Genomic DNA, 20727 nt, shown 5'->3' on the forward strand with positions numbered 1-20727 from the left:
CCTGCCACTCGCACTAGGCAATGCCCGCAGCTACGGCATGGATGAGTCGCTGGCGAGCTTCGCCCTGCCCTTTGGTACCGCGCTCAAGCGTGACGGCGCCGCCGTACTGCAGGGCTTCAATGCGTTATTCGTGGCTCAGCTCTTTGGCATCGATGTCACCACCTCGTTGGTGATCACCGTCTTCACTACCGGACTATTGGTCAGTTTCTCCACCGCAGGGGTGCCAGGTGCCGGACTCGTCGCAATGACGACTGTGTTGGGCGCAGCCGGCTTGCCGCTGGAAGGCGTCGCTGTCGTTGCCGGTGTGGACCGCTTCACCGATGGATTACGCACGGCGCTCAACGTGATGGGCAACTGCGCCAATGCCGCGCTACTGGAACGCTTTGATTCACGCGCCCGCAAGCAGACAAGCCCTGAGTAAGCCTTGTAATTCAGCTGTGCAGCCAAACAAGAACGCCCGTCAGAAAAGACTCTGGCGGGCGTTCTTGTGTTCGTGTTTTCGACCTTACTCGCCGGTAGCGACAGGTCGCTTGGGGTCACTGATCCAGTCACTCCATGACCCTGCGTAAAGCCGCGGCAGGGGTAGGCCGGCAATCGCAAAGGCGAGGATGTTCTGACAGGCACTGATGCCAGAACCGCAGTAGGCAACGACGTCACTCTCATCGGGCAGCGTCTTGCGCAGCTCACGTACCAGGCTCATACGATCCTTGAAGCGGCCGTTGGCCTCGAGGTTGCTGGTGGTCGGACGGCACAGTGCCCCGGGAATATGACCCGCCACCCGATCAACCGGCTCTTGCTCGCCACGAAAACGCGCTTCACCGCGGGCATCCAGCAGCACCGCCTGACCGGCCGCCACCTCTTCGGCAGTGACCAGCAGGCTGTCATCAAAGTTCGGCTGCCAGTCACTGGTATCAAGTGACACCGGCGCTGACGGTGCAGGCTTGAGTTCACCACCCACAGCCTGCCAAGCCTGAATTCCACCGTCGAGCACACGCACATCCGGATGACCGGCCCAGGCCAGCATCCACCACAGCCGCGCAGCAGCCATCTGACCACCCATGTCGTCATAGACCACCACCTGATGCTCAGGCGTGATACCCAGGCGACGGAACAGTCCAGCGACAACGTCGTGGGATGGCAACGGGTGTCGACCTCCGACACCATCTTCACGCACAGAGGCCGAGAGATCGCGGTCCATATCGACATGCACGGCACCAGGCAGATGCCCTTGACGCCACATCCGCTCACCAGCGTCACCATCATCGAGACGCGCACGGCAATCCAGTACCACGGGAGACGTCAGACCGGCCATCGCCAACTGGGTCACCAGCTGCCCCGCATCAAGCAACGGTGCCTGACGCTGGCCTGGCGTCAGTAGCGAAGTGGCAGACGAGGCCGCCGCGAGGGCAGCAGGATCAGGATAATGCGCCATGAGAACTCCTTGTCTGACGTGATGATGATATGACGAATGAAAAGTGCCGGTTTTCCATCAAAGTATCGATAAATACCGGCCGTCATTGACCGTTACAGCAGTTTCAGCGGTGCACGCGTGGCGATCAGACGGCGCTTGTTGCCATCGGCAAAGCGCACTTCAATCAATGGGTTGGTTTCATTGCCGGAGACTTCCTCGATGACGCCTTCACCGAAGGCATCATGATGGAGGCGCTGACCAATCTCCCAACCACCCACCCGGCGCAGTACCACAGGCTCGGCACGTGAAGAGGCCTTGCGCGAATGTGTCCCTCCTGAGCGTGGCGCACTTGCCTGAGTCTTCCGCGTTGATGTAGCTGATGCCTTGGCCGCAGGTGTCGCCTCAAGCGTGGGCGGAGTAATCTCGTGGCGCGCCAGCGGCAAACGCGCCAGATAGGCTTGCCCCAGCCCCGGCGATGCAACACGCAGTGCTGGTTCAGCGACTTGCGCAGATGCCGCTGTATCATCCTGCGTGTTCGCAGCGGTCTTTGCGCGCTGGCCAGCACTGTGAACCCAGTCACCCAATCGCGTGCAGTCATCCACACAGAGCTCGGCCAGGAAGCGGCTGGGCGGATGCGTACCGCCATCGCGCCATAGATGTAGTTGTTCACGCGCACGCGTCACGCCGACATAGCACAGCCGTCGCTCTTCCTCGAGGCGCTCACTACTCAGCGGGTTGTCGCGCGAATAGGCCGGAAAGTCTTCTTCGTTCATGCCCCATAGGCCAACAAAGGGCCATTCAAGCCCTTTGGCGCCATGCACCGTAGTAATCAACACACCATCGTCAGCATCCTCGACGGGATTTCTGAGTAGCATGATGAAGGCTTCTGGATCATTGGCCAATTCACCTGCCTGCTCGATCAGCACATCCAGCAGCCGTACATCTTCTTCACCTTTGTCGCGTCGCGCCGCGGCACGACGCAGAATCTTGTCGGCCTCCAGTTCATCGACCACGTGACGCAACAAGCGCGCCGGTGCCCAGTCGCGCAGACTCGGCAAGTCGCACAGCAACTGCCAGCGCTTCCTGAGCGTTCGACGCTGCAGCGGCTTGAGGCCTTCGAGTATCGGGTCTTCCTTGCTCGGCCAATGCCGACTTTCCGCCAGCTGCTGACACAGGCGCTCAAGACGTTCGCGCGCGACAAAGGCGGTGGGCTGGGTAAACAGCAACGTCAGGTGCACGGGATCTGTCAGTAGTGAGGCATCACGTGACAATTCAAGATAGCCTGCCAACGCCTGCACCAGTGGCAAGCGAAATACGAAGCGATCACTGCGCCCGAGACGAAAGGGAATTCCCGCCTTGAGCAACTGCAGCTGTACCGGTACCGACAATGCCCAACTGCGAACAAGCACGGCGGCTTCAGCGCCACTGCGCCCCGACATCCGCCAGGCTGTCAGCGCAGCAACCAGACTAGCAGCACCCTGCCCCTCGGCCAGACGCGTACCCGGCGTACCGGGCGCGGCAAGGCATAGCTGATCGGGGCGGCGCGCATTGGCAGCGATAGCATGATTGGCCGCCAGCGCTAGGCGATGGCCGTGACGGAAGGTATAGCTGAGCGGAAAGTCCATCGGTTCAGGAAAGCTCTCGGCAAAGCGCGTCAACATGTAATCAGGCCGTGCGCCCCTCCACTCATAGATGCACTGATTGGCATCTCCCACCGCCATGACTTCTGCAATGGCAGAGGCGTCTGACGGTGCACCCGCAGCGACGTCCTCAGCCGAAGGCGCGCCTGCCAACAATGACAACATGCGCTGCTGTGCTTCGTTGATGTCCTGATACTCATCAATGATGACGTGCTGGAGATGCCCTTGGATCCGCGCACGTGTCTCGGGCTCTCGCTCCAGCTGACGCAGCGGCCGATACAGAAGATCGGCGTAGGTCATCTGGCGATATTGCTCGAGCAACTGCTCCAACTGCACGAAGGATTCCACGAAGTGACCAGTATGCTCCCCCAGATTCATGCGCTCGTAGAGTAGCGCCGGCTCACACATTTCTGCCTTGACCAGGTCACAGAACTGAGCAAGCGCCTCAAGACGCTCACCATCAAGTGCGGCTTCACGCTCACTGCGATCTGCATCGCCCAGCGCGCGCTGGGCCGCCTGCTTGAGCAATCGCTCCAGCGCCCAGTCCTGCTGAATCAACTCGCGCGGCTCAAGACTGCCCCAGCGTACCAACGTGGTCGTCAGGCGATGGCCGATGGAATGGAAGGTGCGAATGTCGGGCAAGCGCGTACCGGGTGGGGCTGAATGTGCCAACTTGACAACGAAATCCTCGCGCGCCGAGCGGTTGAACATCAGCACCAGAATGCGCTGCGGCGCGATGCCTTCAGCCAACAGACCAAGCACCCGCGCGACCATTGTCGTCGTCTTGCCAGAGCCGGCAACTGCCGCTACCCGCGCATGGCGACCACGATGCTCGACCACCGCACGTTGTTGGCTCGTCAGTCGTCGCGAGAGAGTAGCGAGCGCCGCCTCAAGCGGTGTCGGTTCACTCTCCGCGACAGCGGCGTCCGGCATGTCAGAGGTAGCGTCCGACTCCAACATTTCAGCAGTCGTGTCGTTGAGCGAGGAGACGTGCCGTTCAGATTCAAGAGGGGGAAGTGACTGAGACATGAGAACCTGTGTGGGAAACATCGGTAACAGCGTACAGAGGACGAGTACGATTTCAGCGATCTGGCGTCACGTCAGCCATCGGCTTCAGCAGCAGACAGGTGCCCAAGGCACTGCCAGCGTCCACCACTCATGAAGCCTAGCGCCTGACCACCCTCGTCTAGCCCACGGATATCAGCCGTTTCCAGCAGGCGATAATAGAGATTGCGATGCAGCCTCGCCGCCAGTCCGAAGCGGACCACCACTTCGGGCAGCCACTCGCCCTCTGGCGTCTCGCTGAGTTCAAGACAGGTCTCGCCTTCAAGGCGCACGATATCGCCTTGATCGGTCGTCAGCTGCCATACCGCTTGGTGATCACCTGAGACGACACTAGAAGGACTTGTCTCTGCAACGAGCGCGCAATCTACTGCCAAAAAGGGGCGGTCTTCGACCTGGATAGTCATCTTCTCTACCGGTGTGACCAAGCAATAGCTGCCATCGGCTTCACGCCGGAGCACCCGTGAGAGCAGATGCACCAGTCGCGCCCGCCCGATGGGAGCGCCCTCATGCAACCAGCGGCCATCGCGGCAGATGACAAGATCCATCTCACCACAATGCTCGGGATGCCACTGGTCGACTGGCGGCAGCGATTGGCTACCCTCGGCCTGCTTGCCCAGTTGCGTCAAGATGGCGGCTGGATTCATGGTGCACCTCCCGTTAAAGGAAGCTTTCCCCGCACAAGGAAGCTTCAGTTATTGAGCATGCCACTGCTGGTCAGTGCTTCGCGCACGCCTTCTGGTGCCTCAGGTGCGGCGGTACGGAACAGCCGATAGAAGTTGGCCGTGGTCTGCATGGCCAGCTCATCGACGGTGATACCACGCTCGGCTGCGATGCATTCCGCGACCTCGACCACATTACCCGGCACGTTGGAGGTACCACGATACGGCACTGGGGCCAGATAGGGGCTGTCAGTCTCGATCAGCAGGCGATCCAGCGGGATGGCGCGAGCCAGCTCACGGACATGCTCAGCATTGCGGAAGGTAACGATACCGGAGATGGACACCATGAAGCCGTGACCTACCGCGACACGAGCCATATCAAGGTCTTCAGTGAAGCAGTGCAGCACACCACCGACGGCCGGATCGGTATGCTTCTGAATCAGCGCCAAGGTGTCTTCTCGTGCTTCACGCGTGTGAATGATGACCGGTAGTTCAAGCTCACGCGCAGCGATCAAGTGACGCGTGAAGCGTTCGTACTGCACCTCACGGCTGACACTCTCATAATGATAATCGAGGCCCGTCTCACCGATGGCCACCGCGCCATAGCGCTCAGCACACTTCTTGATATCGTCGACCGTTGGTTCCGGATCTACCTGATGCAGCGGATGCACGCCGGCGGAGATCACCACGTCATCGTGCTCCTGCTCGATGGCGGAGAGTTCCGGCACATCATCCAGCGTCACTGCGATGGCGAGAAACTGGTGCACGTGACGGGCACGCGCCGCGTCCAGCACGCCGGACAGAGTGCCGCCGTGTTCTTCGAGCTTCAGGCGATCAAGGTGACAATGCGAATCGACAAACATCCAGAACTCTCACTTGCTGATGGGCGCAACGTGAATCGCCGCGAAAAACGGAGACGACCGGCACGGCGCTACTGCGCGGCCGGTCGACATGCATTCAGACAGGCCGAAGCCTGCTCACTTCTTACCAGCTACTTTTACCAGATACTTTCGCCATACCCTGTCGTCAGAGCTTCTCACCAAAGCTCCTCGCTAGTGACTATAGCGTGTAGGTGGCGTGACCCTTGCCCAGCATACCGGCCAGATGATTCTCGATATGGTCGCGTACCTGGCGATCTTCCTCACTGAAATGAATCCCGATGCCGGGTGTGCGACGGCCACCGACACCCTGAGGTGAGATCCAGACCACACGACCAGTGACGGGAATCCGCTCGGACTCTTCCGGCAGAGTCAGCAGCAGATAAACCTCCTGCCCCATGGTGTAGCGCTCAGTGGTCGGTACGAAGATGCCACCACGCACTAGCGTCGACATGTAGGCTGCCAGCAGGGTCTTCTGATCACGAATGGTCAGCGACAGCGCCTTCTGGCCTTGCTGTGGAGCGGTGTGCATCCTTCACCTCCGGCCGGTCACTGCCGGCGCATCCAGTCTCGATACCAAGCGCCGTGTCAACGGACCTCATGCCTCCGACGGGCACAGCGCGGATTGAATCCTTTGCTACTGCATACTGCTGAATAGTCTAGCGCGACTGGCCACACCCGCCCTGTCGGCAGCTCAGTCGCCTTACCTGGCTTCTGACGCACGCTACGCCATATCAGGAGCGTAGCAAGGCTGACCAGCGCACCAACCAGGCTTCCAGCACCAGCTGGGGATTGGGATTGCCTCCGGCGGCCAACAACCGTCGTTGCTCACGCGCGAAGTCCAGCAGCTTGAACCAGTCCTGGGTACGGCCATTTTTGACCGCCTGACGCAGTAACGGCTCCAAGCTTGGATCACGCAGATGCCCTGCATTGCCGGACAACCCCATGCGAATCAAATCCTCCAGCCATGCGATACCGTACCACAGCACCTGCGCCAACGGTTGTCGCTCCAGCCGCCATGCTTCAGCGACCGGTTCACCGCCGCGCACCAGGGCATCGAAAAGCTCTCGCAACGCCTGACGCAGCTGACGCTGCTCCGATACGCCAAGACGTACCGCCAACTGAGGTAATCCACCGGCCATGCGTAGCAAGGCTTGGGCATCATCCCCCAACTGCTCCTGAAGCCACGGCAGACTTTCATGGCTCTGCGGAATGACCAATGGCCATTGCTGACAACGCGAGCGGACCGTCGGCAGTACGCGTGATGGCATATCACTGAGCAGGATGAACAGAGTTTTGGCACCCGGTTCCTCGAGGCTCTTGAGCAGCGCATTCGCCGACGCAATGTTCATCGACTCTGCCGGCTGCAGACGGATGACGCGATAGCCGCCCTGCTGCGCGGTCTGTGAGACGAAGCGGTTGACCTCGCGAATCGGGTCGATGCGGATCATCTTGCCGACATCCTGTGGTGCGATCGCCATCAGGTCAGGGTGATGGCCCGCCGCCAGCATATGACAACCATGACATTCTCCGCAGGCAGCAGCGCCGGGCTTGCCCAGTGCCGTGCGACACAGCACGCGTGCGATCATGGCATCTGCCAACTCGTGCTTGCCAAGGCCTGCTGGCCCGCTCAGCATCACTGCATGTGGCAAGCGACCGCTATCATGCACCTGCGTGAAGTGTTGCCACAGTGAATGCTGCCACGGGAGTGGCGAGAAGCTCGAGAGAGTGACACCACCGCTGGCATCTGATGCACTCATGCCTTGTCTCCTGCGGACGTGGCAGCCTGCCAATCTGTGACACGCGTGGCGAGTGCCGCGGCAATATCAGCCTGCACTGCCATCAGTGACTGATCGGCATTGATGGTAGCAAAACGCTCAGGGTCTGCATCGCGGCGCTGATGATAGCCAATACGCACGGCCTCGAAGAACTGCTCGGCCTCCTGCTCGATACGATCGGCCCCTTCACCTGTCTCAGCACGCCGCGCGGCAAGTCGCCCACGCGCTGCCTCGACAGGCATGTCCAGCAACAGGGTAAGGTCCGGCTGCAACCCCTTCTGCACCAGTGTCTCAAGCGCGGCAATATCCGCCTGTGGAAGCCCACGACCGCCACCCTGATAAGCAAAGGTGGCGTCAGTGAAACGATCACACACTACCCAGGCACCACGCGCCAAGGCAGGACGAATGGTCGCCGCCAGATGCTGAGCACGGGCAGCAAACATCAACAACAGCTCGGCGTCATCGCATAGCGACTCAGCGGGCGCGGGGTCCAGCAGCAGCTGGCGAATGGCCTCCGCGCGCTCACTACCGCCCGGTTCACGCGTGCGCACCACCTCGATACCACATGCTTCCAGCTCGGCGACCACAAAGGCGACATTGGTGCTCTTGCCGACACCCTCACCGCCTTCCAAAGTGATGAAACGCCCCGACTGGCAGGTATCAACGGCCGTCTGACCACCGGAAGGTGTCGAGCAGGAAGGCGTCGTGCGTGAAGACAGCGGGCGTGAAGACATGGTGTTTCCTGATCCTGACAGCGGTTGAATCGTGGTGATACTGATGCACGGCATCGCTCAGTCGCGATTGAGAATATAGCGGCGTACGGCGTTGTTGTGTTCGCGCAGCGTACGCGAGAACTGATGACGCCCTTCACCCTTGGCAACAAAGTAATAGGTATCGCCCGGCCTGGGGTGCACAGCAGCTTCAAGCGCAGCGCGCCCCGGCATGGCGATCGGCGTTGGCGGCAAGCCGGTGATCACATAGGTGTTCCAGGGGGTCGGCTTGCGCAGATCCACACGCGACAACGAGCCATCATAGTCATCTCCCAAGCCATAGATGACCGTCGGGTCTGTCTGCAGACGCATGCCACGCTCAAGACGACGCTTGAAGACGCCAGCAATCTCGCCGCGCTCTTCGGGAGCACCAGTCTCACGTTCGATCAGCGAGGCCAGAATCAGTGCTTCGTAGGCACTTGAAATCGGCAGACCCTGATCACGATTCGCCCACACTTCTTCAAGCGTGATCGCCATGCGCTTGTGGGCGCGCTTGAACAACGAGATATCGCTCACGCCCTTATGATAGCGATAGGTGTCCGGGAAGAAGCGACCCTCCGGCTTTTCGTCACCCGCCCCGATCGCCGTCATCAGATCAGCAGTGCTCATTTCTTGCGTGGCGTGCTCAAGCTTGGGGGCAACATTGATAGCGGTGCGCAGTTGGGCAAAGGTCCAGCCTTCCGGCACGGTCAGGGTGTAACTGACCACCTCATCACTGGACAGCAGCGCCACCAGCTCACGGCCATTCAGGCCCGGTGTCAGGCGGAATTCACCTGCACGCAGGCCGTTGACGGCCGTCGGCTCGAGCCGTGCCCACACCTTGTACGGCCAGCTAGCCTCGATGATGCCTTCAGCTTCCAGATCACTCACGACCTTCGTGAGGCTAGCGCCACGGGGTACCTCAAAGATCTGCTCCTTTTCGATAGCTAGCGGCGACAGTAACTGCGCCTGCCAATAGCGAAAGCCCACAACGCCAGCAGCGACTGCCACCACTACCAACATCAACAGCACCTTGAACACACGCATAGTCAGTTATCCATTCTTCGTATCAGAGAAGGCGATACACAGACGACACGCGACGCTGCATGCCACTGCCGTAGAGCTTCTGTCAGTCCGCGCGCTCACCGAGCAAACACGCGACACGCTTGTTCACTATATCCAGCGCAGGAGATTTTCCCTGCTTCCATTCATTCAGGCATTCGCCTTCGCTATCCAGCAGGCGCGTGACAGGCCAGATACCTTGCACTGAGTTAAGCAACACGACCTGCTCAGCGGCGAGCAGTGCTTCAATACCCAATCGAACTTTTTCAATGGGCTGCTCAGCGCTCAACGCTGTCAATAACGTGCCCTCGACCCCTGCTCGATCAAGCCATGGCGTATACCAGCGCCCGTCACGATACCAGAGCAGGTTCATGCTGGTCGCTTCGACAAGCTCACCACGCACATTGAGCAATAGCCCCTCGCTGATGGCAGCATCTGTCCACTCGCGGCGCGCCAGGACGTTCTCCAGCCGGTTGAGATGCTTGAGACCGGCCAGTGCTGGCTGCTCAGCGACGCGTAACTCACACACGCGTGCCGTGATGCCGCGCCGTGCCTGATGATCGACGGCGAAAGGCATCGCGCGAGCGCGCAGGCGTGGCACAGGCTGATCCGGCATCTTGTAACCACGGCCACCGGAACCACCGGTCACGATCAGCTTGAGCACCTCAAGCCCCCGACCACCACATACCTCAAGACACGCTATCAGAGCGGCGTCAGAGGGTACCGCCACGCCCAATCGCATACAGCCACGTGTCAGTCGCGCCATATGCTGTGACCACAATTGTGGCACGCCATCACGGACCAGAATCGTCTCGAAAACACCTTCGCCATAAGCCAACCCACGATCATCGAGAGGCAGGTCAGCCCCCAGTGTTGTCGGGCAATTCATGTCAGTCATGGCGATAACTCCCATGAGGGCGTACAGATAATGACATGCAGATGATGGCATGCCTGCGAGAGTGTACGGATGATGACGAGAGCGGCAACAGACAACTGACCGTGCGCCATAGACAGACGCGCCCCCTAATGGGAGCGCGTCTGAGAGGAGATCACACGATAGCCGTGTGATCTCAGTCCTTGAGCTTGCCGAACACCAACGAACCGTTGGTGCCGCCGAAGCCAAAGGAATTGGACAAGGTGTACTCAATCTTCATGTCACGTGCGGTATGCGGCACGTAATCGAGATTACAGCCCTCGGCCGGGTTGTCGAGGTTGATAGTCGGTGGAGCGACCTGATCGCGCATCGCCAACAGGCAGAAAACGGCTTCTACCGCACCGGCAGCACCCAGCAGGTGGCCAATCATTGACTTGGTGGAACTGACTGCCACATTGCGCGCCGCATCACCCAACACGGATTCGACTGCAAGGCTCTCGGCCTTGTCACCGGCATTGGTGGAGGTGCCGTGAGCATTGATGTAGTCGATCTGGCTCGGGTTCAGCTTGGCATCGCGAATGGCATTACGCATCGCAGCGGCTGCACCACGACCGTCTTCGGGCGGCGCCGTCATGTGGTGTGCATCATCGGACATGCCGAAGCCGAGTACCTCAGCGTAGATGGTCGCACCACGCGCCTTGGCATGCTCGTATTCCTCGAGCACGACAACACCCGCGCCATCGGATAGCACGAAGCCATCACGATCACGATCCCACGGACGACTCGCTGACTGCGGGTCATCGTTACGCGTCGACAGTGCACGCGCAGCCGAAAAACCACCGAGGCCCAGCGGCGTGGTCGCCATTTCAGCCCCTCCCGCCACCATCACATCAGCATCGCCATAGGCGATGGTGCGTGCGCTATAGCCGATGTTGTGGGTACCGGTAGTACATGCCGTGGTGATCGCGATATTCGGACCGCGATACCCGAACATGATCGCCAGATTACCGGAGATCATGTTGATGATGGAGCCGGGCACGAAGAAAGGCGAGATGCGACGTGCACCGCCCTTTTCCATGGCCTTGTGGTTGTGCTCGATCATCGGCAGTCCGCCGATGCCCGACCCGATGGCCACACCGATTCGATCGGCATTGTCTTCGGTGCACTCAAGACCAGAATCGTGGATGGCCTGATGGGCCGCCGCGATACCGTACTGAATGAAGAGGTCCATCTTGCGGGCCTCTTTCGGATTCAGATACTGACCCACATCGAAATTCCTGATGGAACCACCAAAACGGGTATTGAAGCCGCTGACATCGAAATGCTCGATAGCCGCAATGCCACTCTTGCCCGATTTGATACTGCTCCAGCTTTCCTCGACGGTATTTCCGACGGGGGTCACCAGGCCTAGACCTGTCACCACTACCCTTCTGCGAGGCATCGTGTCTCCTCCAAAACTATCGATTAGGCACGCCTGGGCCATCTGCGCCTGGGCCGTAATTAAGCGCATTATACAGAAACCTTGCCATGCGTGGGCAGTCGGTTTTCATGCGTAATTTCCGTGACTTGGCACACAAGGACTCCTCTGTCGAGACGACGCGCAACTGGATGCGCCGATGCCCCTCTACCATACCGCCGGAGAACGCCATCATTACCGATATCATAACCAACACAATACCCAGTAACGACAAGGGCCGCACTGATGAACAGTGCGGCCCTTGAACGTACAGACAATTACATCACGACCACGGGAGAAAATGAACTCCGCGATCGCTTCAATCCACCTTACTGGTGGTTGACGATGTAATCGATAGCTTCCTGCACGGTGGTGATTTTCTCTGCTTCTTCGTCAGGAATTTCAGTATCGAATTCCTCTTCCAGAGCCATCACCAGCTCAACGGTGTCCAGGGAATCGGCGCCGAGGTCTTCAGTAAAAGAGGAAGAGTTCTGGATTTCTTCTTCTTTGGCATTCAGGCGCTCAGCCACAACCTTCTTGACGCGTTCTTCAATGGTGCTCATTTAACAATCACTCCTAGTGGTACGGAATCCGCAGCTCGAAAAAGCTGGGCGTAGTTTATAGGCCACCCCAAGGGGACGCAACCACGTCCCTGCGCGGGGTTCAGCGCATATTCATGCCGCCGTTCACCTGCAACGTCTCACCGGTAATGTAGCCTGCTGCATCACTGGTCAGGAAGCCGACTGCCGCAGCAATCTCTTCCGGCTGGCCAAGACGCGCCAGCGGGATGTTGCCGAGCAGCGCAGTATGCTGCGCTTCCGGCAATGCTTCAGTCATATCAGTGGCAATGAAACCCGGTGCCACTGAGTTGACGGTAATGTTCCGCGACGCGACTTCACGCGCCAGCGAGCGGCCAAATCCTTCCATGCCAGCCTTGGCGGCAGCATAGTTGGCTTGACCGAGATTGCCCATGGTCGCGACCACAGACGAGATATTGACGATACGGCCGAAGCGCGCCTTGGTCATGCCACGCAGGCAGGTCTTGCTGACGCGGAAGACGGACTTGAGATTGGTGTCGAGCACCGCATCCCAGTCTTCTTCTTTCAGACGCAGCAACAGATTATCACGCGTGATGCCTGCATTATTGACAAGGATGGTCGGTGCGCCAAAGCGTTCGCCGATTTCCTTGACCACCGCATCTACGCTTGCCTGGTCAGTAACATTGAGCAGCATGCCTGCGCCTTCGATGCCATGAGCTTCGAGGTCAGCGCTGATAGCCTGAGCCCCTTTCTCGCTGGTGGCAGTACCAATCACGATGCGGCCCTGACGGCCCAGTTCACGGGAAATGGCTTGGCCGATGCCACGACTGGCACCGGTCACCAGTGCGATTCTGCGTTCGGTCGTCATTTTTAGTCCTGAGTTGGCTAATCCAAGTCATATGACCAGCCACACGGGCTGATCATGAGCTTACTTATTCTGTTCGGCAGCAGTTTCACGGGCAAGTTCCAGCGCTGCTTCGAGGCTATCCGGATCATTCACTGCAAGGCCGCGCGCCTGGCGCTGGATACGCTTGCCAAGGCCCGTTAGCACCTTGCCAGGACCACATTCGATGAAGGTCCGCGCACCACTATCAAACATCGCATTGACGCAATCCGTCCAGCGTACCGGCTGATAGAGCTGTTCAATCAGGCGCTGACGCAGTGTCTCAACATCTTCATGCGCCTGCGCGTCGACATTCTGGATCACAGTGTAGCGCGGTGTCCGAAAGTCGATGGCATTCATGGCTCCGGCCAGCTTGTCAGCCGCCGGACGCATCAGATCACAATGCGATGGCACAGAGACTGGCAGTGGCATGGCGCGCTTGGCACCCGCTTGCTGACAGGCAGCGATGGCGCGCTCGACAGCAGCGGTACCACCTGCGATCACAACCTGACCCGGAGCATTATAGTTGACTGCTGCGACCACTTCACCCTGCGCAGCGCTGGCACAGGCCGCCTCGACCTGAGCATTCTCGAGGCCGAGAATGGCCGCCATCGCGCCCTGCCCTTGCGGAACAGCGGCCTGCATGGCTTCGCCACGCAGATTGACCAGCTTGATGCCTTCGGCAAACCCGATCACGCCAGCACAGACCATGGCGCTGTACTCGCCCAGCGAGTGGCCTGCCATGCGGCCAGGACGCGGGCCTTCCAACTCCTGCCAGACACGCCAGATAGCAACACTCGCCGTCAGAAGCGCCGGCTGAGTCAGCTCGGTACGATTGAGCTCCTCAGCCGGACCTTCCTGTGTCAGGTGCCAGAGATCGCGCCCCAGCGCGTCAGAGGCTTCCTCGAAGGTAGTGCGGACGACGCTATAGCGCTCCGCTAGCTCCCGCAGCATGCCGACCTGCTGGGAGCCCTGTCCCGGGAAGATGAGGGCCAGGGATTCTGTCATTGCTGTCACCATTTCCATCTGTTCAGGTGGGACTGACACGGGTCATGAAACCCGCTTTCCACTGATCCGTAAACGCTTTCATCACCACGTAACTATCAGAGGAAAGCCTGCTTCTTTCTCACGTCACACCCATGACCCACTTGGGACCCATGAATCACTCTGCACGATTATCTTGCCTGCCACCGACCACATGACTGCTTCAGTCTGAATGCGCGAAGAAGCCCTTGCATGAGCAGCTCTCCTGCCAAGCGCTGGCATTGTCGCACCGTGCGCGCTCAAGCTCGACCCCAGAGGACAAGTTTCAGACCAATTTACTTATCTAGTTCTTTTTTAGGGCTCTCAACTGCGCCCTCAATATCACTTGCGTGGGTCATGCCTGCTGCCAAGTACACCGGCAACTGTTGGTGCGCCTCATGTGCGGCACGCGTCACCGCGAAGGAAAAACCATCACCAGTCGCCCCCCCATGGCTCTTCACTACCACGCCAGCAAGCCCCAGCAGACTGGCCCCGTTATAACGTACCGGGTCCATCTCTCGCGTGAGCCGCGCCAATGCCGGACGTGCAAGCCAGGCCATCAATCGCGCCCGCCAGCTGGCTGCCAATGTGTCGCCAAGCTGAGCGGCCAACATCTGCGCCAGCCCTTCGCTGCTCTTGAGCACTATGTTACCGACGAAGCCATCACACACCACGACATCAAGCGTGCCCGAGAACAGCTCTCCCCCTTCGACAAAGCCAAGGTAGTCGAAATCTTCCCCCGCACTAGCCAATAGTGCATCAGCCTCACGCACCTGCGTCGTGCCCTTACCCGACTCGACACCCACATTGAGCAGGCCGACGCGCGGCCGTTCGACACCCTCGAGCAGGCGGCAACGAAGTGCCCCCATGCGTGCAAACGCGAGCAGATGGCGAGGCGCCACCTCCACGTTTGCGCCAAGATCCAGCAGATGACAAGGGCGTGCGCCCCGTGTGGGCACTGCCGCACAGATCGCCGGACGCTCAACCCCCACCACTCTCCCCACTTCTCGCATGGCCAGCGCCATCAGCGCACCAGTATTACCACCACTGACACAGGCATCTGCATGACCGCTGGCGACCAGGCGCAAGGCTTCCGACATGCTACTGGGTTCACGGCCTCGCAATACACGGGAGGGCCGAGCATCAGACGCAACTATGCCGTCGACAGCCAGGGTCTGAAGGCGCTCACGAGCATGAGAGAGTGAAGCTGGGAGGGAGTCTAGCTCAGCATCCAGAAGATGCTTGGGGCCAACAAGGGTGGCGCATAGCCGCGAATCGCGCAGCAGCGCACTGGCAGTGCCCCGTAACGTAGCGCGGGGACCGAAGTCCCCGCCCATCGTATCGATGGCTATACGCACGGCGTTACACCGCGCGCTGCATCAATGCTTTATGCATCAACGACTTTGCGGCCACGGTAGAAACCGTCGGCAGAAACGTGGTGACGCAGGTGGATAGTACCGGTTTCCTTGTCCTGGGACAGGGTCGGTGCTGTCAGAGCGTCGTGGCTACGACGCATGCCACGCTTGGAACGAGTTTTGCGGTTCTGCTGAACTGCCATGGGGATTACTCCAATCTTGTCGACAAAATGAGTTCAGTGCTTGTCCTTCAGAGTGCGAAGCACACTGAATGGATTCACAGCGGGTGCGTCCGAGGCCTCGGGTTCCACACCGCTGGCCAGCTGGTCGCGCGAGACGGCACAATCTGCCTCCTCGTGGTAGACCACCTGCGGCAGGACCAGGAGCACTTCATCCTCGATCACTGACAGGAGATCCAGCTGTTCGTTTTCCACCACTACCGGCTCGTACTCACCGGGCAGCTGTGCCGCCAGTGCATCGCTGGTGACGAGACCTAGTCGAAAGTCGCTGGAAAGCGGCTCCGGCTCAGTCGGCCTCAGACAACGCTGACACAGCAGACTTGCCTCGAAAGAGATGGATCCTTCGATGAAGCTGCGTCGCTGACTATCAATGTCGAAGGTGAGCGATATACGAACGTCGCTTTCCTGCACACCAATAGCTTCTACGACACGGGGCATGTCCGCCAGCGGGATAACACCTTCAAGGCATTTACCCGATGACGCCAGCCGGTAGGGCTCGACCTTGGTCGGCAGTCTTGTGGTCAACATAGGCGCGCCATAATAGGGATTCCCCCTCCCGGTGTCAAAATGCATGAGCAACTTGTTCATTCCACACATGCTTTCTTTCAATGACAACCAGGGGTGTCATGACAGGAAACATGTACAGCGCGCGATTGTACGCCCCTGTCTCTTCAATGCCGAGAGGATTTGCGGCATCCTGCAACCCTCTTCATTTCAATGACTTGCCATACAAATGCCCTGAAACGCCTCTCGCGACCAGCAGGGCCGCCACTCTGGACACTTGCAATGACTCGCCTGGTACTGGCTTCCAGCTCACGCTGGCGGCGCGCACTACTGAATCGCCTCGGCCTGCCCTACGACTGCAGCACACCCAACATCGACGAGACACCACGCATCGGCGAAAACGCTGAAACACTGGTGCATCGCTTATCGCTGGGCAAGGCCAACGCCGTAGCCGAGAACTATGCGCAGCATCTGATCATCGGCAGCGACCAGGTCGCTGTTTTCGAAGGCGAGATTCTCGGCAAGCCGGCAAGTCTGGACGCAGCGCGCGCACAGCTGGCACGTTTCTCAGGTCGACGCGTACGCTTCGTGACCGGGCTTGCCCTGATCGATACCGCCAGGCCGCGCCATTGGGTCTGCCACGAGAGCTTCGACGTCGTCTTTCGCATCTTGAGCAGCGAAGAGATCGCCCGTTACGTGGAACGCGAGCAACCGCTCGACTCGGCGGGCAGCTTTCGCATGGAAGGGCTGGGCATCACACTGTTTGAGCGCCTTGAAGGCCGTGATCCCAACACTCTGATAGGCCTGCCATTGATTCGCCTGTGCGAACTGCTACGCGAGGCAGGCCTTGATCCACTTCTCGATGCATCTGAGCGCTGAACGTCCTCCCCCCCCCTCAGGTCCGGCCACCTACGGAAGACGATAGCTGACCGGGGACACTGTTGCGTCCAAGCCTACGGCGCTGGCCACCACCCCAGCGAAGCGACGCGTGAAGCGCTCAAACGGGTCCTGACGTGGCGTGTAGTCGTGAATACCACCCTTAGGTGCCAGCTCTGCCGTCAACTGTTCAAGCGTCGCCGTACGGTCCACCAGCCCTAGATCAAGCGCCTGCTCGCCAGTCCAGATCAGACCGGAGAACAGCTTCGGGTCATCCTTGAGTCTATCTCCCCGACCTGCCTTGACCGCTGCGATGAACTGCTGATGTGTCGTCGCCAGCACGTTTTGCCAGAAGGCACGTTGATCCGACGAGATATCAGAGAAGGGATCCAGAAACGCCTTATTATCTCCTGCCGTAAATACTCGACGCTCGATACCCAACTCTTCCATCGGCCCCTTGAGCCCGAAGCTTGAGGAAATCACACCAATGGAGCCCACCAGGCTTGATGGCGCTGCGATGATTTCTCCCGCGCCCGCCGCCATGTAGTACGCCCCGCTCGCGCCTAGATCTTCGATCACGGCAATCACTGCCTTGTCACCCTTTTCACGCATTCGCATCAGCTCGTCGTAAACGCGCTGGGACTGCACTGGACTACCACCAGGTGAGTTGATATCGAGCACGACTGCCACAGCGGAGGGAGAGTCCCAAGCGGCACGCAATCCCTTGATGATCCGCTCAGCATTGGCCTCACCATCCGCCTCAATCACTCCCTTTACACGCACGACACCCAGATGCTGCTCACCGGGCAGCACTGCCGGCTGGCTGCCCAGCATGAAGATCGACACCGAGGTCGCGATCGAGGCGATGAACAGCAACGCGAACAGGAAACGGAAGAATAGCTTCCAGCGACGCGAACGACGCTGCTCAGTGACCACGCCCTGCACCCAGCGGTCCATCATCTCAAGCTGCGCGGTACGCTCACGAGCCTGCCAATCCACCTCCCCAGCCGAAGATGTGCTACGTGCCTGCTGCTGATCCGCGGTCACTCCGGCCGGAGCCTGTCCGCTTTGCCTTTCTCGCCACGGATCCTGCGGTTGATCACTCATCGCATCTTGCTCCCGTCCCTTGTTCTGTTTTTCATCTCAGGAGTCTGCATTCCCAGCCAGATCAACCATCATGCCACTGCGTTACGACTGCGGAACGTATAGCCAGTCCATCAATTCATCGAAGTGTGAGACCACACGCTGCGGTGCGCAGGCCTCAAGGCGCGGCACACTGTGCACGCCATAGTCGACGCCAATGCTATGCATTCCCAGCGCGCGCGCCATTTCCAGATCATATTCGGTATCGCCGACCATCAAGGCTTCGTGAGCTTCAACGTTCAGCTCCAACAGCAGTTCCTCGAGCATCAGTGGATGCGGCTTGGAGAGCGTCATGTCCGCGGTGCGCGACGCATGAAACCAACTTCCACAGGCGTGATGCTCAAACATGCGATCCAGCCCGCGACGGCTCTTGCCTGTCGCAACCGCCAGTAGCTGGTCTGGATGGGCGCGCAGACGCGCCAACCCCGCCTCAACGCCGGGGAAAAACGCTAACGGCGTCGTGTCTACCGTTACAAAGTGACGCTTGTAGGCCGCGACCAGTGCTTCGCCCTGCACTGCATCGATCCCCGGAAACAGTCTCTCCATCGCTTCTGGCAAACCGAGGCCGATGATGTCTCGCGCAGCAGCGGCAGATAGCTCTCCCATGCCCGTCTCACGGGATGCCGCCTGCAAGCAGTCAACAATGCGTGCTTCGGAATCCATCAACGTGCCATCCCAATCGAAGATGACAAGTCGATAACGCGGCACTGACAGCACCATTCTGTGATCATTCATGGCGAACTCCCGTCTCACGAGCATTGGCCAGCACACGCTTCATGCGCGCATCCAGCGGCGCACGTACGGTGACAGTGCGCCCATCGCTTGGATCAGGAAAGCTGAGTTGAGCGGCATGCAGGAACAGACGTTCCAGCCCCACCTTGCGCGCTAACGCATTACCTCGCTCGGTACCGTACTTGGTATCGCCCAACAGCGAATGCCCAGCATGCACCGAGTGCACGCGAATCTGGTGTGTGCGCCCGGTAACAGGCTCCGCTTCAACCAGCGTCATGCTCGAAAATGCTTCACGCACCGCATAGCGTGTACTGGCCGTCTTGCCAGCCTCATCAACACGCACGCGACGCTCACCATTCCCCCCGTCATAGCGCTCCAGCGGAGCATTGACGTAATCACGCCGCGCATCCCAACGCCCTTCGACCAGCGCAAGATATAGCTTGGTCATCTTGTGAGCTTTGAGATCAGCATTCAGCTGCACCAGTGCCGTTCGTGACTTGGCCAACAGGATGCATCCGGACGTATCACGGTCCAGACGATGCACCAGCTCTAAAAACGGCAACTCAGAGCGAACTTGCCGCATGGCTTCAATCAAGCCGATCTTGACACCGCTGCCGCCGTGCACAGCAAGTCCGGACGGCTTGTTAATGACCATGAAATCAGCTGTCTCACGGACCACGCAGCCTTCCAGCACCTTGCGCAAATTGTCACTGACTTCCTGTACGGCAGTTTCCGGCGACAATCGTAATGGCGGCACTCGCACCAGATCTCCTGCCTGCAAGCGGTAATCCACCTTGATGCGCTTCTTGTTCACCCGCACTTCACCCTTGCGCACAATGCGATAAATCAACGCCTTGGGCGCGCCCTTCAGCCGGGTGCGCAGGAAGTTATCGATGCGCTGCCCAGCCATTTCCGGGGCGATCTCGATCCACTGGACTGCTTGGCCTTCGGCCATGTCTCGCTCCTTTCCGGCATCGCCTTCGCGCTACCTTCTCATCATGTTGCCGTACGCCGTGGCGCACTCAGACTGCTCATTCTACGGTGTCATGTGACTAATGGGGAATCATCCCTCCCTCGATGACCGGCCACGGCGTGCTTGCAAGCCTCATCCGACGGGCGCTGGAGGCGAAGCATTTGATCTGGCAACTGAATTGCTGGCCCATACCTTTACTGGTATATTCGAACGCGGTGAGATGGGCCTTCTCTATATGCCCTACCGCCAGCTTCGCAACTTGGCCAGAGTGGCCAAAAACGGGTTGTAATGCACCTCTTCAGAGGCGCCACAAGTCGGCGAAGAAGGCCAAATGGCCTGCGGCGAAATAACGCGCACCGACATCAGCACCGTGTACGATTTCTGCACACCCTGTTGTCATCTACCCTGTCGGTAGCGTGCTGTCCTGCGCATCGAACCTGCCGGTTGTAGGTATCGAATGCTGCCTCAAGGACAGTCGCTCGGGGCCAATGGTTAGCCAGCGATATGACGCAAAACATCGATACCGCATTTGCCAAGGCGAGATGACGATATCAGCGGGCGCGGAAAGCCTGATCTCCGCGCGCCGCAGCGTAGCCGGCCATCAATGTCACTCTACGCGAGAGCATTGAGCATTCGGCACGCAGTTAATACAGCAGAACCGCTCAGCACCTTATGAGCCTCAAGATATAAGACCGCTCGGGCATGATGCCCGAGTACTCATTCGATATCCGTGCCGAAGGCGGCGTCGATGAATCGGCGAATGCCAGGTGTAAGGAAGAGACCGCAGGGCCGGAGGAGCATCATTCCCCGCAACACGTCTTGCCTCTTCCAAGTACTCAACATGATCATGCCGCATGTGGCTTGCCTACGGGTTTTCCTGCATGCGAA

Annotated in this window: 21 protein-coding genes; 2 read left to right on the plus strand and 19 right to left on the minus strand. The window is 59.3% G+C overall.

All coding sequences use genetic code 11. The features are described from left to right. A partial coding sequence (locus BF12_RS0100740) for a dicarboxylate/amino acid:cation symporter (RefSeq protein WP_024950590.1) occupies positions 1-421 on the plus strand: 421 nt, incomplete at its 5' end. An 84-nt stretch (positions 422-505) separates the two neighbouring features. Here the strand turns inward: BF12_RS0100740 and BF12_RS0100745 are convergent. The 16 genes from BF12_RS0100745 to BF12_RS0100820 form a co-directional block, all read right to left on the minus strand. Beyond that, a complete protein-coding gene (locus tag BF12_RS0100745) occupies positions 506-1432 on the minus strand; it encodes a sulfurtransferase (RefSeq protein WP_084487903.1) in 927 nt (308 codons plus the stop codon). 92 nt (positions 1433-1524) lie between these two features. Beyond that, the gene (locus BF12_RS0100750; RefSeq protein ID WP_248623584.1) at positions 1525-4080 is read right to left on the minus strand and encodes an ATP-dependent helicase; all 2556 of its coding nucleotides are present in this window, start codon (positions 4078-4080) and stop codon (positions 1525-1527) included. Between the two features lie 71 nt (positions 4081-4151). Continuing rightward, positions 4152-4760, minus strand: coding sequence for a DUF1285 domain-containing protein (locus BF12_RS0100755; RefSeq protein WP_024950593.1), 609 nt, complete (start codon positions 4758-4760; stop codon positions 4152-4154). Positions 4761-4804: 44 nt separating this feature from the next. Next, entirely contained in the window at positions 4805-5638 is an 834-nt protein-coding gene (locus BF12_RS0100760) for a TatD family hydrolase (protein WP_024950594.1), read from the minus strand. Positions 5639-5834: 196 nt separating this feature from the next. After that, complete coding sequence (locus BF12_RS0100765) at positions 5835-6185, minus strand: PilZ domain-containing protein (RefSeq protein ID WP_024950595.1); 351 nt, start codon at positions 6183-6185, stop codon at positions 5835-5837. Positions 6186-6387: 202 nt separating this feature from the next. Further along, entirely contained in the window at positions 6388-7413 is a 1026-nt protein-coding gene (locus BF12_RS0100770) for a DNA polymerase III subunit delta' (RefSeq protein WP_024950596.1), read from the minus strand. Next, positions 7410-8165 carry a dTMP kinase gene (tmk, locus tag BF12_RS0100775; protein ID WP_024950597.1) on the minus strand — a complete coding sequence of 252 codons (756 nt, stop codon included), beginning with the start codon at positions 8163-8165 and terminating at the stop codon, positions 7410-7412. Before tmk ends, BF12_RS0100770 begins: the two co-directional genes overlap by 4 nt. A gap of 57 nt (positions 8166-8222) precedes the next feature. After that, positions 8223-9227, minus strand: a complete 1005-nt coding sequence (gene mltG / locus BF12_RS0100780) for an endolytic transglycosylase MltG (protein WP_024950598.1) — start codon at positions 9225-9227, stop codon at positions 8223-8225. Positions 9228-9309: 82 nt separating this feature from the next. Beyond that, on the minus strand, positions 9310-10140 hold the full coding sequence (gene pabC, locus BF12_RS0100785) for an aminodeoxychorismate lyase (RefSeq protein WP_169734495.1): 831 nt from the start codon (positions 10138-10140) through the stop codon (positions 9310-9312). Between the two features lie 172 nt (positions 10141-10312). After that, on the minus strand, positions 10313-11557 hold the full coding sequence (fabF, locus tag BF12_RS0100790; protein ID WP_024950600.1) for a beta-ketoacyl-ACP synthase II: 1245 nt from the start codon (positions 11555-11557) through the stop codon (positions 10313-10315). Positions 11558-11901: 344 nt separating this feature from the next. Continuing rightward, entirely contained in the window at positions 11902-12135 is a 234-nt protein-coding gene (gene acpP / locus BF12_RS0100795; RefSeq protein ID WP_024950601.1) for an acyl carrier protein, read from the minus strand. A 100-nt stretch (positions 12136-12235) separates the two neighbouring features. Next, complete coding sequence (gene fabG, locus BF12_RS0100800) at positions 12236-12979, minus strand: 3-oxoacyl-ACP reductase FabG (protein ID WP_024950602.1); 744 nt, start codon at positions 12977-12979, stop codon at positions 12236-12238. Positions 12980-13039: 60 nt separating this feature from the next. After that, positions 13040-14002, minus strand: a complete 963-nt coding sequence (gene fabD / locus BF12_RS0100805) for an ACP S-malonyltransferase (RefSeq protein WP_024950603.1) — start codon at positions 14000-14002, stop codon at positions 13040-13042. Between the two features lie 311 nt (positions 14003-14313). Beyond that, the gene (gene plsX, locus BF12_RS0100810) at positions 14314-15375 is read right to left on the minus strand and encodes a phosphate acyltransferase PlsX (RefSeq protein WP_024950604.1); all 1062 of its coding nucleotides are present in this window, start codon (positions 15373-15375) and stop codon (positions 14314-14316) included. A gap of 29 nt (positions 15376-15404) precedes the next feature. Then, a complete protein-coding gene (rpmF, locus tag BF12_RS0100815; RefSeq protein ID WP_024950605.1) occupies positions 15405-15575 on the minus strand; it encodes a 50S ribosomal protein L32 in 171 nt (56 codons plus the stop codon). 33 nt (positions 15576-15608) lie between these two features. Then, the gene (locus BF12_RS0100820; protein WP_024950606.1) at positions 15609-16139 is read right to left on the minus strand and encodes a YceD family protein; all 531 of its coding nucleotides are present in this window, start codon (positions 16137-16139) and stop codon (positions 15609-15611) included. A gap of 258 nt (positions 16140-16397) precedes the next feature. Between BF12_RS0100820 and BF12_RS0100825 the strand changes: the two genes are divergently transcribed. After that, positions 16398-16994: a Maf family protein gene (locus BF12_RS0100825; RefSeq protein ID WP_024950607.1), complete on the plus strand. Its 597-nt coding sequence runs from the start codon at positions 16398-16400 to the stop codon at positions 16992-16994. Between the two features lie 30 nt (positions 16995-17024). Here BF12_RS0100825 and BF12_RS0100830 read toward each other — a convergent pair whose 3' ends face one another. From BF12_RS0100830 to BF12_RS0100840, 3 genes are all read right to left on the minus strand, one after another. Further along, a complete protein-coding gene (locus tag BF12_RS0100830; RefSeq protein WP_024950608.1) occupies positions 17025-18098 on the minus strand; it encodes a S49 family peptidase in 1074 nt (357 codons plus the stop codon). An 81-nt stretch (positions 18099-18179) separates the two neighbouring features. After that, a complete protein-coding gene (locus BF12_RS0100835; RefSeq protein WP_024950609.1) occupies positions 18180-18869 on the minus strand; it encodes an HAD-IA family hydrolase in 690 nt (229 codons plus the stop codon). Further along, the gene (locus tag BF12_RS0100840; protein WP_024950610.1) at positions 18862-19821 is read right to left on the minus strand and encodes an RluA family pseudouridine synthase; all 960 of its coding nucleotides are present in this window, start codon (positions 19819-19821) and stop codon (positions 18862-18864) included. The genes BF12_RS0100835 and BF12_RS0100840 overlap by 8 nt, the downstream gene beginning before the upstream one ends. Positions 19822-20727 lie beyond the last annotated feature (906 nt).

Source organism: Cobetia crustatorum (assembly GCF_000591415.1).
Taxonomy (GTDB): domain Bacteria; phylum Pseudomonadota; class Gammaproteobacteria; order Pseudomonadales; family Halomonadaceae; genus Cobetia; species Cobetia crustatorum.

Excerpts from the sequence above, each read along its gene's own strand:
- BF12_RS0100830 (WP_024950608.1), bottom strand. The coding sequence starts at position 18,098 with ATGAGTGATCAACCGCAGGATCCGTGGCGAGAAAGGCAAAGCGGACAG.
- acpP (WP_024950601.1), bottom strand. The coding sequence starts at position 12,135 with ATGAGCACCATTGAAGAACGCGTCAAGAAGGTTGTGGCTGAGCGCCTG.
- BF12_RS0100820 (WP_024950606.1), bottom strand. The coding sequence starts at position 16,139 with ATGTTGACCACAAGACTGCCGACCAAGGTCGAGCCCTACCGGCTGGCG.
- BF12_RS0100760 (WP_024950594.1), bottom strand. The coding sequence starts at position 5,638 with ATGTTTGTCGATTCGCATTGTCACCTTGATCGCCTGAAGCTCGAAGAA.
- BF12_RS0100770 (WP_024950596.1), bottom strand. The coding sequence starts at position 7,413 with ATGAGTGCATCAGATGCCAGCGGTGGTGTCACTCTCTCGAGCTTCTCG.
- BF12_RS0100750 (WP_248623584.1), bottom strand. The coding sequence starts at position 4,080 with ATGTCTCAGTCACTTCCCCCTCTTGAATCTGAACGGCACGTCTCCTCG.
- tmk (WP_024950597.1), bottom strand. The coding sequence starts at position 8,165 with ATGTCTTCACGCCCGCTGTCTTCACGCACGACGCCTTCCTGCTCGACA.
- BF12_RS0100840 (WP_024950610.1), bottom strand. The coding sequence starts at position 19,821 with ATGGCCGAAGGCCAAGCAGTCCAGTGGATCGAGATCGCCCCGGAAATG.
- BF12_RS0100835 (WP_024950609.1), bottom strand. The coding sequence starts at position 18,869 with ATGAATGATCACAGAATGGTGCTGTCAGTGCCGCGTTATCGACTTGTC.
- fabG (WP_024950602.1), bottom strand. The coding sequence starts at position 12,979 with ATGACGACCGAACGCAGAATCGCACTGGTGACCGGTGCCAGTCGTGGC.
- fabF (WP_024950600.1), bottom strand. The coding sequence starts at position 11,557 with ATGCCTCGCAGAAGGGTAGTGGTGACAGGTCTAGGCCTGGTGACCCCC.
- mltG (WP_024950598.1), bottom strand. The coding sequence starts at position 9,227 with ATGCGTGTGTTCAAGGTGCTGTTGATGTTGGTAGTGGTGGCAGTCGCT.
- rpmF (WP_024950605.1), bottom strand. The coding sequence starts at position 15,575 with ATGGCAGTTCAGCAGAACCGCAAAACTCGTTCCAAGCGTGGCATGCGT.
- fabD (WP_024950603.1), bottom strand. The coding sequence starts at position 14,002 with ATGACAGAATCCCTGGCCCTCATCTTCCCGGGACAGGGCTCCCAGCAG.
- BF12_RS0100825 (WP_024950607.1), top strand. The coding sequence starts at position 16,398 with ATGACTCGCCTGGTACTGGCTTCCAGCTCACGCTGGCGGCGCGCACTA.
- BF12_RS0100745 (WP_084487903.1), bottom strand. The coding sequence starts at position 1,432 with ATGGCGCATTATCCTGATCCTGCTGCCCTCGCGGCGGCCTCGTCTGCC.
- BF12_RS0100755 (WP_024950593.1), bottom strand. The coding sequence starts at position 4,760 with ATGAATCCAGCCGCCATCTTGACGCAACTGGGCAAGCAGGCCGAGGGT.
- pabC (WP_169734495.1), bottom strand. The coding sequence starts at position 10,140 with ATGACTGACATGAATTGCCCGACAACACTGGGGGCTGACCTGCCTCTC.
- BF12_RS0100765 (WP_024950595.1), bottom strand. The coding sequence starts at position 6,185 with ATGCACACCGCTCCACAGCAAGGCCAGAAGGCGCTGTCGCTGACCATT.